This window comes from Nocardia sp. NPDC056064 (assembly GCF_042266925.1).
GTDB lineage: Bacteria > Actinomycetota > Actinomycetes > Mycobacteriales > Mycobacteriaceae > Nocardia.
The window spans coordinates 271,379-286,076 of record NZ_JBHJWO010000002.1; the positions used below are offsets into that span (position 1 = coordinate 271,379).

The window sequence follows — 14,698 nt, forward strand, 5'->3', positions numbered from 1 at the left end:
TCCCTGAGGCCGCTTTCAATCGGCAGCGAATACGATAGAGTTATATGACAGCAACTCCAGATGTTCGCTGATGGGCTGACCTGACCACAGTGTAGCGATGACGTCTCCCGCCGACACTTCGGTCCCCACTTCGACTTTGAGCTCGATTCCAGCCACCGGGTCGATGCAATCATCGATCGCCTCCTTGGCGGACCCCAGCGTCGCCGCGATCTCGGCTATTCCCAGAGGATCGATGCGTGCGACAATCCCAGATCTTTTCGCGTGCACCGGCCGACGCTCCGGCTCTAGCGATGAGAAGTAGAGCTCCGGATCGTCGACAAATTCTTTGTCTGCGCCCTGTGCCACCAGCCATCTGTCGAAGGTTGCAACCGCGTCGCCATTTTCAATTGCCGTCGTGATCTTGCGATCCGCATCTGCTGGATCGAATGATGCCACCTCCAGCAACGCCCGGCAAACAGCATAGACCTCTTCGCGCAGTGTGGGATGCGCCGAGTGGCCGCCGAGAAATCGGCGTGCCTCGATTACCTCGAGCAGGTTCCCGACACAGTATCCCGCAGGCGAATATATTGCGGAGTAGACGATCTTCGATTTGATCCCGTATGCGCGTGACAGAGCGTCGATCAATTCACCCAGTCCCCGCGCGGAGGCTTCGTCACTCACCAGCCCGGCCTCACCCCATTTGATGTGGTAGACGACTCGGGTGGATCCTGCGGCGACCTTCTTCGACACGATGCTCGCCGCGATCAGGGCGGCAGACTTGACTGCGCCACACAGATCGCGCACGCGGTAGGTGGCCGAGTCACCGGGACACAAATCCGCCGTCTGGCTGCCGATGACCAGGTTGCTTCGGGCGAGGATACTCTCGAGCTCGGAATGCCCCAGTTGCACTCTGAATCCTGGAATGCTGGCCAGTTTGTCGGCAGTACCCCCTGCCAAACCGAGCGCTCCCCCGCTGAGCTTCAGCACCGGGATCCCCATCGCAGAGATGACGGGCAACGCTGTCAGCGACACTTTATCTCCGACGCCGCCGCTGCTGTGCTTATCGACGGGTACGGGTCCGGAACGAGGTCCCGATTCCATCTGTCGCCCGGACGCGATGTAGGCATCCGTGAGTGACTTCACCTCATCGAAGTCCACGTCGCGGGCCGCGAATGCACCCAGCCATGTCGCGATCGTCAGGTCCGACACGGTCCCGTCGATGAATCCGGCAACCGAGCCGCGAACGTCGTCATCGGACAGCCGTCGCTGGTCGAACATCTTCTCAATTGCCGTGACGACGATTCGATCCTTCACGGCCACCTCACCGCGTCTCGTCTGCGAACACTGCACGGCTGCCTGCGATCTCGGCGGCGCCGGCCGCGATGACCCCGATCGCCGCGAGCAGGTCGCTGTCGGCCGATGTCAGCGCCGGAATCAACATCACCGAGTTCGACTGCCTTCGAACGATCACGCCCCGGTCGGAACAGAAACGCGACAATGTGACTGCATCGTCGTCGGTGTCCAAATGCACCGAGACGCAGGAGCCGAAAGTGTGGTGTCTGACGCCCTGGTCGGTGAATGCCTCACTGGCATCTGCAACGACCTGAGCGACCCGACCAACACGGGACCACACGCCGTTGTCGTCGAACTCTCTCAGAGAAGCGATCGCGGCCTCGGCGGCGAGTGCGTTGCCCGACATCGTGTGTCCGGCGAACACTCGAGCAAGAAGCGCCAGCTCGTCGGCGATCGAGCTACTCGTCAAGGTGGCGCTTAGCGGCACGGTGCCGTTGGTCAGCCCCTTGCTGAGGGTGATGAAGTCAGGATCGATCCCGTCGGCCAACGCGCAGGACAGCGCTCCCCTGCGTCCGAATCCGGTGAAGACCTCGTCGGCGATCAGGATCGCACCCTGGTCTCGGCAGCTCTCCTCAGCGGTTCTAAGGGTGTCTTGCGGCAGCGTGTACCCACCCGCGACGTTGAGCCACGGCTCGATTATCACGATCCCTGCCGGTTCACCACTGTAGGAACGGCCACTGATCGCGTCTGCCACAGACCGCCGGAAGGCACGGGCGTAGGTCGTGTCGTTGTCAACGGTGTACATCCACGGCGCACAGTCGATGTAGCGGACCTCGACTCCCAGCCGGAGTGCTTTGGGGGCGAACTGTCCGCCCATGGACAAGTGGCGAAGCAACGACGTGCTGCCGTGGTAGCCGTGACTCAGCACGGCGATCGGCACGTGGCCGCGCCCGCGGGCCTCCTGGATCTGAGTCGCCATCCCGATCGCTGCCTCGTTCGCCTCGCTCCCACTGTTCGCCAGGTAGGCAGCGCCGCCCCAGCTCCCGGTACGCTCGATCAGTGAGCGCGCGAGACGCTCGGCGTTCGGATTACTGAACGTGCTCGCATCATATGACGCGAGCACGTTGAGCTGATCGGCAATGCTTGCGCTTACCTTCTCATTCTGAGCTCCGAGGACGCTGCTCATCGCCCCCGAGTTTCCGTCAAATTTGGTAGTTCCATCACCGTGTAGCTCGACAGTGTTTCCGAGAGCGCGATGAACAATTGGAGCTGCTTCGCCGACCTTCGACCATGGGCGGATGAACCGCAGCAGAGCACCCGCGTTGCGCATCTATCCAATTCCTTCCACTGTTTCGTGCATGGCACCGGGAGCATCTCGGCGTGCGAGCAGATACTCGATTGCTGCAACAAGTACGGTATTGCTCTTTCGATAGTTGTATTTCTCCAGGTGCTCGGGTTGAATCAATTGTCGACCACTCCATGCCCGAGTGAGGCCTGCAGGAACTGGCCGACCGTCTCCACCGGGATCGGATCGAGGTCGGTGTCGTCCAGGACCTCGGTGCCGAAGCGGTCGCTCACGGCTTGCCGATCCTGGATCGACACACCTGGTCATCGACGCTGTGGTTCATCGCGCGGGGGATGTCGCTCGAGGCGCAGGCGTGGGCAGATGCCGACGTGGTGCTGATCGACCGGCCGGTCTCCGACGCGCTGGGCTACTACGAAGCAGCGCTGGAATCCCGCGGCGAGCAGCCCGATCCGGCCAACATGCGCCAGCTCGAGCAGATGGTCGCCGACCACTCCCGCCACTACGACCTGGTGCTGCGCACCGTGCTCGATCCGACGATCCCGCTCGATCGCAGCAAGCCGCGCGGTACCGACCTGGCATTCCGGGCGCTGGCCGACCGGCACGTCGCCAAGGTGCACGACCGCCTCGGCATCGCCCACGACATCCTGCCCGCAGACGGACACAACCGAGCGCTCGTCGAGACGATGGCGTTCATCCAAGGCCGCCTCGACGGCGTCGAACGAGACGAGGAAGCCCTCCCATGAGCATCGAGACTCTGCCCGCCGCAACCAGCGGCACCTACTGCATCGGCGGTGACCTACCGGTCCACCGCATCGGGTACGGCACCATGCAGCTCACCGGCCCCGGCCACTGGGGATACCCGGTCGACATCGACAACGCCGTCCAGGTGCTGCGCCGGGCCGTCGAGCTCGGTGTCAACCACATCGACACCGCGGACGCCTACGGGCCCGACGTCGCCGAAACACTGATCCGCAAGGCCCTCCATCCCTACCGGGAAGAGGTGGTCATCGCGACCAAGGGCGGCCTGACCCGCCAGGGACCGAACCGATGGACACCGGTGGGTCGGCCACCGTATCTGCGGCAGTGCCTCGAGATGAGCCTGCGCCGACTCGATCTCGACTCGATCGACCTGTACTACCTGCATCGCGTCGACACCGAAGTGCCTCTCGAAGACCAGGTCGGCGCGCTCGAACTGGCACGCGAACAGGGCAAGATCCGCCACATCGGACTATCGAAGGTGACAGTCGCCCAGATCCAGGCCGCGCAGACGATCACGCCGATCGCCGCGGTGCAGAACAAGTTCTGCCTCGCCGGTGACGGTGACCGCGAAGTGCTGGACTACTGCGAGCAGAACGGGCTCGCTTTCGTGCCGTATGCCCCACTCGGCGCGGGCAACCTGTCGCTCACCCCACGCGTGGCGCTGCGATGGCTCCTCGAACAGTCCCCGGCTGTTCTGCCGATTCCGGGCACCGCCGACCTCGCCCACCTCGCGGAGAATGTGGCCGTCGGTGTCCCACGATGACCAGTCTCCTCGCTGCGGGGCAAGACCTACTCGGGGCGGGGCGCAGGGAACGGTGGGCGTCGAGAGAGGCGGCGTCCCACCGTGACCGCCAACCAGCCGTAGAGCGAGATGGTTTCCCCGGAAGCGATGCGACCCAACGCCTCCCGGCAGTAGGGGATCATCTCGGTCGGCAGCGCATCGAGTGCGAACCACTCGAGCGCGTCGCACTTGTCCGGCTCGAGGTTCGTCGGTTCACCTCGCCACCGCCTCACCCGGAAAAAGAACGCCACCCGTCCACCTGACGAGGAGTTGTGCATCACGTGCACGAACTCCACGTCACCCGGTTCGATCTGGACACCGATCTCCTCGGCGGCTTCCCTCACCAGCGCGTCGATCACCGACTCCTCGGCTTCGAGATGCCCAGAAGGCAGATGGTAGGCGCCATCGGCGTACCCGGTTCCAGCACGCCGACCGAAAAGCACCCGCCCCTGACCGTCAGTCAGCAACAGATGCACGTCACCGATCACCTTGTGTCTCTCCACGCCGGCCACGGCCATAACCACCCCTCTCCGAAGCGTCCGAACTGAGCGCGCGCCCGACCGTAAGCCAATCACCGCCAATTCGACTATGCGCCCGACGCATATCGCAATCCCGGAGTTTTCATGACCACCAACCCCACGCTCTACCGCCGCGGAGACCAGCTGCGGATCATGCCCCGCCGCACCCCCGCCGGGGTCCTGGCGGTCATCACCTACGGAGCTGCGGCCGAGCTCGGCCGCCGCGACGCGCGCCTGCCCGCCGACCAGCGAACCGGATACCGCCGCCAGGATTTCATCACCGCCACCGCCCGCCACCGCATGCAGGAGTGATTCCGATGCCATCAACCCACGATCCCGACAACGCGCTACCCGAGGCTCACACCGGAACGTCGGAAACGGTGCGAGCCCTCGGCTACCTCATCGACCCCGGGCAGGGCGCAGGCGTCGCCTGGGACGAAGGCGTGCTGGCCCGTGCTGCCGAGCAGGCCGGCTGGGAATACGTCCGGACAGTTCCTTCCGCTCCGACCGATGCCGACCCGATCGCTGATCTGATCACGGCGATCTCCGCCGATCGCGTAGGCGTGGTGATAGTGCCGGGGCTGTTCCATCTGCATGGAGAGGTTCCTCGCGAACTGCTCGCACACGCCCGCGTGTGCGACGCGAGTTCCTGTGTCGTCTACTCGTTCGGTGGGCCGATCACCCACATTCCGCCCTTGTATCACCACCTCGACACCGACCGACCGGTCGAGCCTCAACGCGGCCAGCGTCGTCCGGCGGCGCTGCGTGTGTGGGAGCAGGAAGACCGATCACCGCAGAGATAGAAGCCCGAGCCGAGACCATTCGGGAAGCTCTCGGCACTCCGGCCGCAAGACTGGCTGTGCGTATCCCGGCGGGCTCGCGGTGCCGTTCGGACTGTGGGCGACTACCCACTACGGAGGCTGATCTTGTTCTGGGCCATCGTGCTCGTTCTCGGAACGGCAATCGGGATCGGGCTGCTGGTTTGCTATCTCACTCCGTGCTCATTCCGCGACATCGGGCTCAACCGGGGATGGAGGCGCGGGCAACCGACGGCCGACTTCGCGCTGCTGGACATACTCGACCACTCCGCACCCTGCGAGTCGCTGACGACCGAGGCCGCTCAACGGGAAAGTCGTGCACACGCGGTGTGCCCACCGTGGCTGTGTGAACGAAAAGCCGCGGCACTGGTGACGCTCGACGCCTCCAACCGCCGCACCACCAACACCCCGCGGACACGGGATCATGAAACTGACATCAGGAGAAGCCATGCTGCCCCAACGTATTCCGAGCGGGCTGCCGATTGAGCACAGAACCGAGAGGCCGCCGGTCGAGCTGATGCGACGAGTTGCTACAGCGCTGGCAACCTGGACGCCGCCAAGAAATACCCTGGCGTGACCTGCCCGAACGACGGTCCAGAGGTGGGCTGAGTACCAAGATTCACCTTGCCGTCGACGGCCGTGGCCTAACCGATGCGAGTGATGCTCACCCCTTGGTCAGGACGGTGACGATCCGAAGATCCTGCCGTTGCTCGACGGGATCAGCGTTTGCCCGTACCGGCCCCCGGCAAGCCACAGACACGGTCGCAGACCGTGCTTGCCGACATGCGTATGCGGCATCCCGCGCTGCGCCGACGGCGTATCGAGTTCGTCAGTCCCGAACGAGACGACCAGATCGCCCGCCGACGCGCCAAGGGATCGGCCGGTGGACGACCGCCAGTGTTCGAGCATGAGGCATACAAACAGCGCAACATGGTCGAGCGATGCTTCAACAGGTTCAAGCAGTTCCGTGGTCTGGCCACCCGCTACGCCAAACGCGCCGTCTACTTCCAGGCCGACTCACCATCGCCGCGATCATCCTCTGGCTCTGATGACTTACAGGACAGGCCCTAGTCAGAGAACACTGCGAGGGTGCCCGAGTCGTCGTTGTCGCTGGTTGTGAGAACGATCGTAGCGAAACTGTCGAGGTAGTCCCCGATTGCCTTCGCTTCGATATTTTGGACACGCTCCGGAATGCCGTATTCGATCCACGCGAACGGCGCGTTGCTCTCGGGATGACGAAGCTCGATGATCCTCCTGCTGCTTCCGCAGTCCTGCTGTCGGCATGCTGAATAGTGCCCGAGTTCGGGAAGCCGGGCTCGATCATCTTTGGATACCCGCATGAACATTGCCCGTGTCTCTTTACCCGATGGATCGGGGACGGAGCCCGGCCCAAGAGGGTTTCCCTCGATCAGTCGTGCTTGTTGGCCGCTATCCGCGCATTCGAGCCAGAACTTGAGCCACCGGAGGAGATACTCGAACATGCCGATCGTCCAGACGGTATCAGGAATTGATGCCGGGAGCTCAGCTGCGTAAACGGCGAGAATCCTTCGAACGCCTTCTCGATCGTTGCGAAAACTGGCCGCCGCCGCGGACAGAACCGCGTGACACCACTTGTGGTAGTCGCTGATCAGCATCGGCCTGCAAACTGTCAGAATTCTATCAAGGATCGGCGCTGCCTCCGAAAATTTGCCAAATATCAGCGCCGTAGTGAGGGCGTTTCCTGTATTTATCAGGTTCGCATCGATGCCGGCGCGAACCAGTGGATTCATGTCGAGGTCGGCAACGAACCGGTCCAGGTTTGCGGAAAGTTCGTCGAAGCGGCGCAAATATGCGAGTGTTTCCAATCGTGTTGCGGAAAGAGCAAGGCGATGGTGGTGTTCGAGTGTGGGCATCGTGTCGAGAGTTGCTTCAATGATAGCGAGGGCTTCCTCATCGCGGTCGGATTTTATGAGGCTATTGATCGAGCCCATGGGTATCTTTCGAAAGGTCTCATCTGTTGGGAATATTTCAGCGAGCCTTTGGCATCGGTTCTTGAGATCCTGAATGTCAGGTTCATGGCTACCGGCGAATTCTGCTCGTCCGATCGCTATATCGAGCCACTGCGTAATGCCTGCGACGACAGTGCCACCTTCCCAATTCAGGTCGCCTGCTTGTACAGACTCTTCCAGTGCTTGAATGCCGTCCATTGCGTGCGGAAGGATGTCACTGCGTGGCCTACCGAGGCGGATCTTATTGAGAATCAGCTGGTTTGATGTCTTAGCAATGAGGCGGTGGCTGTGGTGGGGTGCGTGTCGGAGGAATGTCATTTCGAATTCGAGCCAAGGCGTAGCTTCCGCGCTGCGACCTTGTATATCGAGGAAGACGGCCTGGTTGCCTGCGAGGGTAGCGCAGGACTCCGGCGCGGCGAGCTCGTGGAGAACCGCAGTCGAGTACCCGAGAACCGACAGTGCATGCGGTTGGATGAGGATTGCCTCGGTATAGCGCTCATTCTGCAGGTAGAAGTCGAGATAGGTGGAGAGATGATGTGCGGTCGAGTCGATCAATGTGGCGACGTTCTCGCGGTTGCGAATGATTGTCTGAATGATTTCGTTGATTTCGACCTGCGCTCGCAAGGGCATCGGGGTCTTCTCATCGGCACTGATACTGCGGTCTACCAGGGACTCGGTGCGGATCCTGTGGATCGCGCGAGAAGCCTTGGGCAGATCCTTTTCTTCGACGGGTATCGGGTAGCCGCGGTTCTCGTGAATTGATGGCACTGGGCTGGATGCCACCGAGTACAGGAGTACATCTGGGATCGCATGCGAGGCGAAAATCGATCCGATCGTCAGCATTTTGCAGGCATCGACCGCGGCGATGTCGCCGGATTCTGCACGCGTGGCGAGTCTGTCGAGACACATGTGGATAGCCGCCTGCAATGTGCGAGGGTATCCGTCGTGATCGAGTTCAGGGTCGTCGATCACGTAGTCGCTGATCTGCGCCAGATATGTTTCGACGCCGAGGGTCAGTGCTGGTAGGGAATGGAAGTGCGCTGCCACGAGCTGCAGCGCCAAGGGCCATCCACCGAATCGGTTGATGATCTTGACTTCTGCTGGGGTGATCTCTGCGGTCGGATCGTCGGTTTCCAGACGTGAGCGCAGCATGCTGAAGGCTTGTTCGTCGGTCATCCTTCGTACTTCGATCGGGCTGAACGCCGACCATGCGACCTCGTTGTTGGATGTCATCAGGACGTGGGCCGAACCTGTGTTGGGCAGCCACTGCTCGATGTCGGCTGGGGTTCGGGCGTTGTCGAAAACGACCAGCCAACGACCCGGAGATGTTGCGATCGATTCGCGAAACGATTCCGCCAATTCGCGGATGGCGCGCTTTTCCTGGCCGGCGAGGCCGAGGGTGTGGCGTTGGCTGATCACCGAGGCGTGTACTGATGCTTCCGACTCCGAGTCGATCCAGCACACTCGGTCGTAGGCGTGGCGGTGGGTGTGGGCGAACATCGCAGCCAGCCTGCTCTTCCCGATTCCGGACTTGCCGGTGAGCGCGCACCGCAGGGCGTGTCCAGCGCGGAGGTTTGCGAATCGGTGAGCAATCCCATCGATCAGTTCGGAGCGTGCAGTGCCCTCACCTGAAGGAACGTGGTGGAGCCCGGCTGAGGTCTCATCGATCCCGACTGCTTCGGCGATCAGATGCCGCGGGTGAGCGAGCAACTCGGTGAACCCCTGCAGCCGGGAAAGGATCTCCTGACGGGACGCTGCTACGGACCACGTGCCGACCAGTTCACCCTCGACCACCAACCCGAGCCGCTGCAGCACCGACTGGTGTGCCGCGGTCTACTCCCGAATCGACGGCTCTCCGCTCGACATCTTCTGCTACGCCGATACCGCCGTAGCAGCCGTGCAGGCCGCCACCGCGCTGTTGGACGATCCTGTCCGCATCGCGGCTCGGTCCCCCACCGGCAGCTGGCACTTCGCGATGCTGCCTGCCGCAGCACTGGGCGACCCGGACCGCGAGGCGACCTTGCTCGCACCGCTCACCTCCGACGGGCTGATACCGACCAACGTGATCGTCCTGGAGGACACGCCTGCCTGGACGCAGGGCTGCTCGACGCATTCAGGTTGCTGCCCAATCGAACGCGACGCGGCAGCATTCACGCACCGCGACTGCGCACATGACCAACTCGAGCGCTGGAGGAGATACGGTCTCGTCCTCGACCAGTGAGCCAGAGATATGCGCAGCGAAGACCGAATGTAGAATGACTGATGGCCGCCTGCCCGGCGTAGTGCGCCGAGGGTGATCAAGTCCCGGCGCACCGATCGCGTGCTCCACAGCGCGAGGCAGCGTCCCCCGGCAGCACGTAGGGATAGGGGCCGCGCTACCGAGTTCGGCTCGGGCTTCATGAACCGAATCATGCACTGCGTCAACACTGTTCGCGACCACTGGTCTCGCGTCAGGTTTCAGATTTCGATGGATCGGGCGCGGAGGATGGCGGTCGCGACGACGGAGTACCCCGTAGTCGGTGATGGTGACCGTGTCGTGGGCGATGGGCTGATGATGCAGTTCTCAATCGAGCTGGCCGACCTTGGCGGCCAGCGTGGTCGGCTCGACACCGCAGTGGTGTGCGGCGGCGTGCAATCACAATCACCCGAAGTGGTTGTTCTGAATATTCCCATCGCCGATTTGGTTGCCTTGGATGTTCAAGGTGATCTGGCCTAGCCGGTCCCGACTCGGCAAGTTTGCCAGAAGTGCTTCGGCGGCTGAACGCAACTCGATGACATCATCAAGGTCAGCCTCGGCCAGCGCTGCTGCAAGCGCTCCCGCATCAGTAGAAGCCTCTGCCGCCTCGATCGCGGCGGCAGACTCCGGAGAGGAATCGGTCCTGCGCCGCAACAAGTTCCGAAGCCCGGCGTACGAATCACGTACCACAGACGACGCGGCATCCTGCCCACCAGCGGCAGCACCAGCGAGCAGCGCCGTTGCGATGATGTCGAGCGCTTCGTTCATGACTACAGCCTCCCCAGTCGCACAGTATCACCGCCAGGTTAGCGAACAACGCATCGCGCAACACCGGTGATCGAAGAGGCAACTAAGCGCGAACATCCCGTATGGCCTGGGCATGGGGGTGTCGTTCACGAGACAACCGTCCTGAGCACGCTCGATTATCTAGTCCTGTAGCGGACCGGAGTGCAGACATGGGGGTTGACACGTGGGCATCAAGGGTGGGAAGCCGTTGTCGCATGCCACTGTAAACGCCCAAGGCGTGCAGATCGGCGGAGGCAACACCCAGAACAATAATTTCAGAATTTCGCCTCGGTGGATCGTGTTTGCAGTGGTCGTTGTCGGTCTTCTTGTAGCTACCAGCATCCTGGTTTACGGAGAGCTTTATCCCCAGCGTGTGGTCAACGCGAATAAGGCACTGGCCGCCGACCGTGATGAGTTTGACGCGACAGTTCCGCCGGTGCGGGTTTCGGCGGTACGAGGACCTGAACGAAAGTTCGGCTCGGTTGTTTCGGAAAGCGCTGTCGACCTCGATGGTGCTGATGTCGGTGACGGGAGCAAGGTCTTACAAGAGCGCGGTGCGACCAGCTCCGTAGCGAGCCGGCTAGTCGTCCTGACCAGCGCGGAAGAGATGCAAGTCGAGGACACCATTTCTTTCAAAATCACCGGTCTCAGGAATAAGCCAGCGGTCATTTCGAGTCTCGCGGTGAAAGTACTCAGTCGGCGGCCAGCTCCGTCAGGAACGGTGATCGCGGGATTCCCCCAAGGAGTGGCCGACGCGATCGAAGCGGGCGTTGACTTGAATCAGGCCGACGTCGTCGAGGCGAAAGTCCTCGGAGATCCTTACTATCAGCTCACTGACCTGGACTTCGCGAAGGAAAACACGATCACCCTAGCCAAGGACGAAACCCTGTCGTTCAACCTGTTGATCATCGCGGGGTCCTGCGTCTGCGACTTCGAGATTGCGGTGGAGTTTCTGACCGGCGACATAGTGACAATCGACATGGACGGCGAACCGTTCACCATAGTCGGACTTGCCCCCAAGTATGAAATGGCGTTCACTCACCGACAACGTGCCGATGGAAGTGGCAACGTCCTCAGGCCGTGCAATTGGCCCAAGGACTGCGCGTACTCGTTCGCAGCTCCTGACAAGTAGCACCGTTCCCAGCGAAACTTAGAGCGTGTCTCACGTCGCAATTGATCCCGCCGAGACGGCGGGATCGGTTGTGGTGCATGATCTTCGGTCGTGACCGACCACCTTTCGTTGCGTTTGGTACCCGACGAGCTGTGGAACCTCGTCGAGCCGTTGCTACCGGCGTTCACGCCGCGTCGCCAGGGCGGCGGGACCGCACCCACCGACGAGCGAGCCGTGTTCACCGCGGTCGTATACGTGTTGACCAGCGGTTGTGCGTGGCGGATGCTGCCACCGGGGTTCGGGGTCACGGTCCCGACCGCGCATCGCCGGTTCACAGCCTGGACCGAGGCGGGTCTATGGCGGCGCCTACAGTGCGCCGTGCTCGACGAGCTCGGCAGCGAGGGCTTGCTCGACTGGTCGCGTGTCGTGGTCGACGGCGCGTCGGTGCGAGCAAAGAGGGGGCCCGATGACCGGCCCGAATCCGGTCGATCGGGGTAAACCGGGCTCGAAACTGCATGTGTTGTCCGATCGGAACGGGATCCCACTGACCGTCGCCGTCTCGGCGGCCAACACCCCCGACGCTGCCGCCTTGCGCCCGTTGGTGGGGGCGATCCCTGCGGTGCGTTCCCGGCGCGGGCCACGTCGGCGTCGACCGGGGAAGCTACACGCGGACAAGGCATATGACAGTTGCGATCTGCGGGAATGGGTGCGTGACCGAGGTATCGGTGTTCGTATCGCCCGTCGTGGGATCGAGTCGAGCCAGCGGTTGGGTCGGCATCGGTGGGTCATCGAACGCACGATCGCCTGGCTGGGCGGCTATCACCGGCTCTCGATCCGCTACGACCGCAAAGACACTCACTATTGCGGCTTCCTCACACTGGCAGCGACATTGACCTGCTACAAGAAGCTGGCGAAGGCTCGAGCAGCGACATGAGACACGCTCTTAGGCATCTTCCGGAATCTACCATCCCACCTGTCTGGCGTTATCTACAGCTATGAGCCCACCCAGGTGACGGGCGGGTATTACGGACACCGCTCACCCGGACCCGGGATCTCCGCGGTCAGCGGCAATCCCATAATCCCGGCGCGCGGTCATCTCGCCTGCCCGGCGACAGCAGGTTACCTTCCACCTGGTCGGCCAATCGCCACCCAGATCAAGGCGATCGCTCGCAGCACCAGACACCGGTGCCGAGGTCGCGAGGCCGATCCAGCGACACGCGTGAAGCCAGATCGGCGAGGTCACGTCCACCCGCGACATCCAGGATTACTCCCGGACCACGACATGCGGAAACTCGACGAAACAACAACCACCAGCACGCGGCCGAGCAGACCGGCGGGGGCCTCGACCCTGGAGGGATCCCGTCAAATCGCCATCCACTGGTGGAGAATGATCGGATGTTTGGACAGGGTAAGGACTTGATGGCCGCAAGCCAGGCGTTCGCGAGCACACTCCCGGTCACTCCGGAACTGATAGCTGCCGCCGAGGCGGTCTTGGCGGCGATCGAAGGCGAGATCGAGCAGGGTCAATGCCAGATCGCGCAGTTTCGTGAACGCGACCCAAACCCGGGCCAGACCGAGATCGCGATCGCGACCCGGCAGGGCGCCGAGCTGGCCCTGACAGCCGAGCGGAGCAGGTGGCGCAAGATCATCAACATCTTGTGTGAAGTACCGCCGCGGCCAGTAGATCCAACCGGCCACGCCTATATCGAGAGCAACCGACCGCCGAACGATCCTCGGTGACGACGTGACGGTGTGGTCAGACTGAGAGCTGCGCGAAGATGTCATGGATGTCCCCGAAGTACTTTCCCGGGGTGAAGACGGGTAGGCAGCGCGTCGAAGCCCTGGCCCTGCCAGACCTCGTAAACCGTTCGCAACCGCGCGCCGCAGCCAACCGCGGCCGATTCTGGAACGGAAACATGCCAGCTAGGCCAGACCGAATTCTGTCGGTGCCTGACTCAGCTGACACGATCGAAATTCAGGGATTCTCCGTGGACCACAAAGGCCCGCCTTCCAACCCTTTGGGACCATCCTCGTACTCGCCGGGAGTCATGCCCGCTTGAGAGTCCTCAGCGAACTCTTCCCAGGTTGTCGGTTTACCTAAGTCGATCACTGGATCTTCGAGATCGGGATCGTAATCGTCGTCGCGCGCAGGTCGAGGCTCGGCGGTCATGGTACCCAGATCCTGTCCTGTGGTCGGAACGGTCGTCCTCATGTCGCCGGAACGCAGGATGCCGACGACGACACCGCCTAGAACCAACGCACCCAGTACAGCAGCTCCGACCGCCTTACCACGCACGCCGTCTCCTTACCAGTCAAATGACCCCCATTGTAGCGCTGAACAACAGTGCCAGGGTGTCAGGGCAAGCAAACCTCCTGCACTTGCACTCTGAAAGGATCTTGGTTGATGACTCGATCCGTGCAGCACAAGGCACCCAGGGCACTGCTCGCTGCCGAGTTCTGCGCTTCGTCGATCATGCACACGCTCGACCCGGTTCAGGACGGGCGGAATTGCGCCGGACAGCCCGATACTCCAAGTGCAGAGCCATTGCCAGTGCAGACCAGGGCACGATCCGTATCCAAGGCCTGGTATCAGGCGCCAGGTCGTGTGCCTAGAAACCTGAGTTCTTTCTTGTTGAGCATGATGGGCGCAGCGATCGGTGTCACGGCGGTTCGGGGCTGGCCAGCCCCCAATATTGGACAAGAATTTCGTTCCATCAGGGGTAGCAATCCTCTGTTTCGCCATAGCCGGGGGAATTCACATTCGTTGTCCTTCCGTGCTGCGGCGGCCCGCCATGAATCCGCGCGTCGGCGGGCTCTAGACGCACTCGACGAAACTGGCGATCATTTCCATCCCGTCGCGGGACTCACCAAAGCTGCAAACGTCGCGAGCTCGTGGATCTACACCCAACACGACCTGCTCGATCGCATCAGATCCAAACCGCGTCGCCGGGCCGGTTCTGGACGGGCCTCACGCGCAAGTGACGAATCTTGGCAGCGCCATCTCGAGTTGGCGCATCAGCGCATTCGTGGGCTCACCGAGCAGAACTCGCAGCTGTGGACCCAGCTGGTGCTCGCGCACGGGCAACGCCGAGGCGGCCATATCACTGCGCATACGTCTCGAGG

Annotated in this window: 16 protein-coding genes; 10 read left to right on the plus strand and 6 right to left on the minus strand. The window is 62.3% G+C overall.

Annotated elements, in window-relative coordinates; all coding sequences use genetic code 11:
- Positions 1 to 15: 15 nt before the first annotated feature.
- Together ACFC06_RS25075 and ACFC06_RS25080 are read right to left on the minus strand one after the other, a co-directional pair.
- Complete coding sequence (locus ACFC06_RS25075) at positions 16 to 1,293, minus strand: thymidine phosphorylase (RefSeq protein ID WP_375936461.1); 1,278 nt, start codon at positions 1,291 to 1,293, stop codon at positions 16 to 18.
- A 7-nt stretch (positions 1,294 to 1,300) separates the two neighbouring features.
- A complete protein-coding gene (locus tag ACFC06_RS25080; protein WP_375936464.1) occupies positions 1,301 to 2,602 on the minus strand; it encodes an aminotransferase class III-fold pyridoxal phosphate-dependent enzyme in 1,302 nt (433 codons plus the stop codon).
- Between the two features lie 251 nt (positions 2,603 to 2,853).
- Here ACFC06_RS25080 and ACFC06_RS25085 point away from each other — a divergent pair, with 251 nt between their 5' ends.
- Both ACFC06_RS25085 and ACFC06_RS25090 read left to right on the plus strand, forming a co-directional pair.
- Positions 2,854 to 3,321 (plus strand): hypothetical protein, encoded by a 468-nt coding sequence (locus ACFC06_RS25085; protein WP_375936467.1) that lies wholly within the window; start codon positions 2,854 to 2,856, stop codon positions 3,319 to 3,321.
- Positions 3,318 to 4,100 carry an aldo/keto reductase gene (locus ACFC06_RS25090; RefSeq protein ID WP_375936470.1) on the plus strand — a complete coding sequence of 261 codons (783 nt, stop codon included), beginning with the start codon at positions 3,318 to 3,320 and terminating at the stop codon, positions 4,098 to 4,100. The genes ACFC06_RS25085 and ACFC06_RS25090 overlap by 4 nt, the downstream gene beginning before the upstream one ends.
- 26 nt (positions 4,101 to 4,126) lie before the next feature.
- Here the strand turns inward: ACFC06_RS25090 and ACFC06_RS25095 are convergent, their stop codons facing one another.
- Complete coding sequence (locus tag ACFC06_RS25095) at positions 4,127 to 4,636, minus strand: NUDIX domain-containing protein (RefSeq protein ID WP_375936473.1); 510 nt, start codon at positions 4,634 to 4,636, stop codon at positions 4,127 to 4,129.
- Between the two features lie 105 nt (positions 4,637 to 4,741).
- Here ACFC06_RS25095 and ACFC06_RS25100 point away from each other — a divergent pair, with 105 nt between their 5' ends.
- The 4 genes from ACFC06_RS25100 to ACFC06_RS25115 all read left to right on the plus strand — a co-directional run bounded on the left by ACFC06_RS25100 (position 4,742) and on the right by ACFC06_RS25115 (position 6,525).
- Positions 4,742 to 4,948, plus strand: coding sequence for a hypothetical protein (locus tag ACFC06_RS25100; RefSeq protein WP_375936475.1), 207 nt, complete (start codon positions 4,742 to 4,744; stop codon positions 4,946 to 4,948).
- 5 nt (positions 4,949 to 4,953) lie between these two features.
- Positions 4,954 to 5,439 carry a hypothetical protein gene (locus ACFC06_RS25105; protein ID WP_375936478.1) on the plus strand — a complete coding sequence of 162 codons (486 nt, stop codon included), beginning with the start codon at positions 4,954 to 4,956 and terminating at the stop codon, positions 5,437 to 5,439.
- Between the two features lie 123 nt (positions 5,440 to 5,562).
- A complete protein-coding gene (locus ACFC06_RS25110) occupies positions 5,563 to 5,940 on the plus strand; it encodes a hypothetical protein (RefSeq protein WP_375936481.1) in 378 nt (125 codons plus the stop codon).
- A gap of 285 nt (positions 5,941 to 6,225) precedes the next feature.
- Entirely contained in the window at positions 6,226 to 6,525 is a 300-nt protein-coding gene (locus ACFC06_RS25115) for a hypothetical protein (protein ID WP_375936484.1), read from the plus strand.
- On the opposite strand, the gene ACFC06_RS25120 is transcribed toward ACFC06_RS25115, so the two are convergent.
- Positions 6,522 to 9,257, minus strand: a complete 2,736-nt coding sequence (locus ACFC06_RS25120; protein WP_375936486.1) for an NB-ARC domain-containing protein — start codon at positions 9,255 to 9,257, stop codon at positions 6,522 to 6,524. The two genes, ACFC06_RS25115 and ACFC06_RS25120, sit on opposite strands and share 4 nt — an antisense overlap.
- 82 nt (positions 9,258 to 9,339) lie before the next feature.
- Here ACFC06_RS25120 and ACFC06_RS25125 point away from each other — a divergent pair, with 82 nt between their 5' ends.
- Positions 9,340 to 9,663, plus strand: a complete 324-nt coding sequence (locus ACFC06_RS25125) for a hypothetical protein (RefSeq protein ID WP_375936489.1) — start codon at positions 9,340 to 9,342, stop codon at positions 9,661 to 9,663.
- A gap of 420 nt (positions 9,664 to 10,083) precedes the next feature.
- Here the strand turns inward: ACFC06_RS25125 and ACFC06_RS25130 are convergent, their stop codons facing one another.
- The gene (locus ACFC06_RS25130) at positions 10,084 to 10,446 is read right to left on the minus strand and encodes a hypothetical protein (RefSeq protein WP_375936491.1); all 363 of its coding nucleotides are present in this window, start codon (positions 10,444 to 10,446) and stop codon (positions 10,084 to 10,086) included.
- Between the two features lie 202 nt (positions 10,447 to 10,648).
- Here ACFC06_RS25130 and ACFC06_RS25135 point away from each other — a divergent pair, with 202 nt between their 5' ends.
- The 3 genes from ACFC06_RS25135 to ACFC06_RS25145 all read left to right on the plus strand — a co-directional run bounded on the left by ACFC06_RS25135 (position 10,649) and on the right by ACFC06_RS25145 (position 13,315).
- The gene (locus ACFC06_RS25135) at positions 10,649 to 11,596 is read left to right on the plus strand and encodes a hypothetical protein (RefSeq protein WP_375936494.1); all 948 of its coding nucleotides are present in this window, start codon (positions 10,649 to 10,651) and stop codon (positions 11,594 to 11,596) included.
- Between the two features lie 90 nt (positions 11,597 to 11,686).
- Positions 11,687 to 12,509 (plus strand): IS5 family transposase gene (locus tag ACFC06_RS25140; protein WP_375936497.1). Its coding sequence is split into 2 segments (ribosomal slippage): positions 11,687 to 12,034 and positions 12,036 to 12,509, totalling 822 coding nucleotides; the frame shifts between segments, so codons are not numbered across the junction.
- A gap of 461 nt (positions 12,510 to 12,970) precedes the next feature.
- Complete coding sequence (locus ACFC06_RS25145) at positions 12,971 to 13,315, plus strand: hypothetical protein (RefSeq protein ID WP_375936499.1); 345 nt, start codon at positions 12,971 to 12,973, stop codon at positions 13,313 to 13,315.
- 235 nt (positions 13,316 to 13,550) lie between these two features.
- On the opposite strand, the gene ACFC06_RS25150 is transcribed toward ACFC06_RS25145, so the two are convergent.
- Entirely contained in the window at positions 13,551 to 13,871 is a 321-nt protein-coding gene (locus tag ACFC06_RS25150; protein ID WP_375936502.1) for a hypothetical protein, read from the minus strand.
- Positions 13,872 to 14,698: the final 827 nt, after the last annotated feature.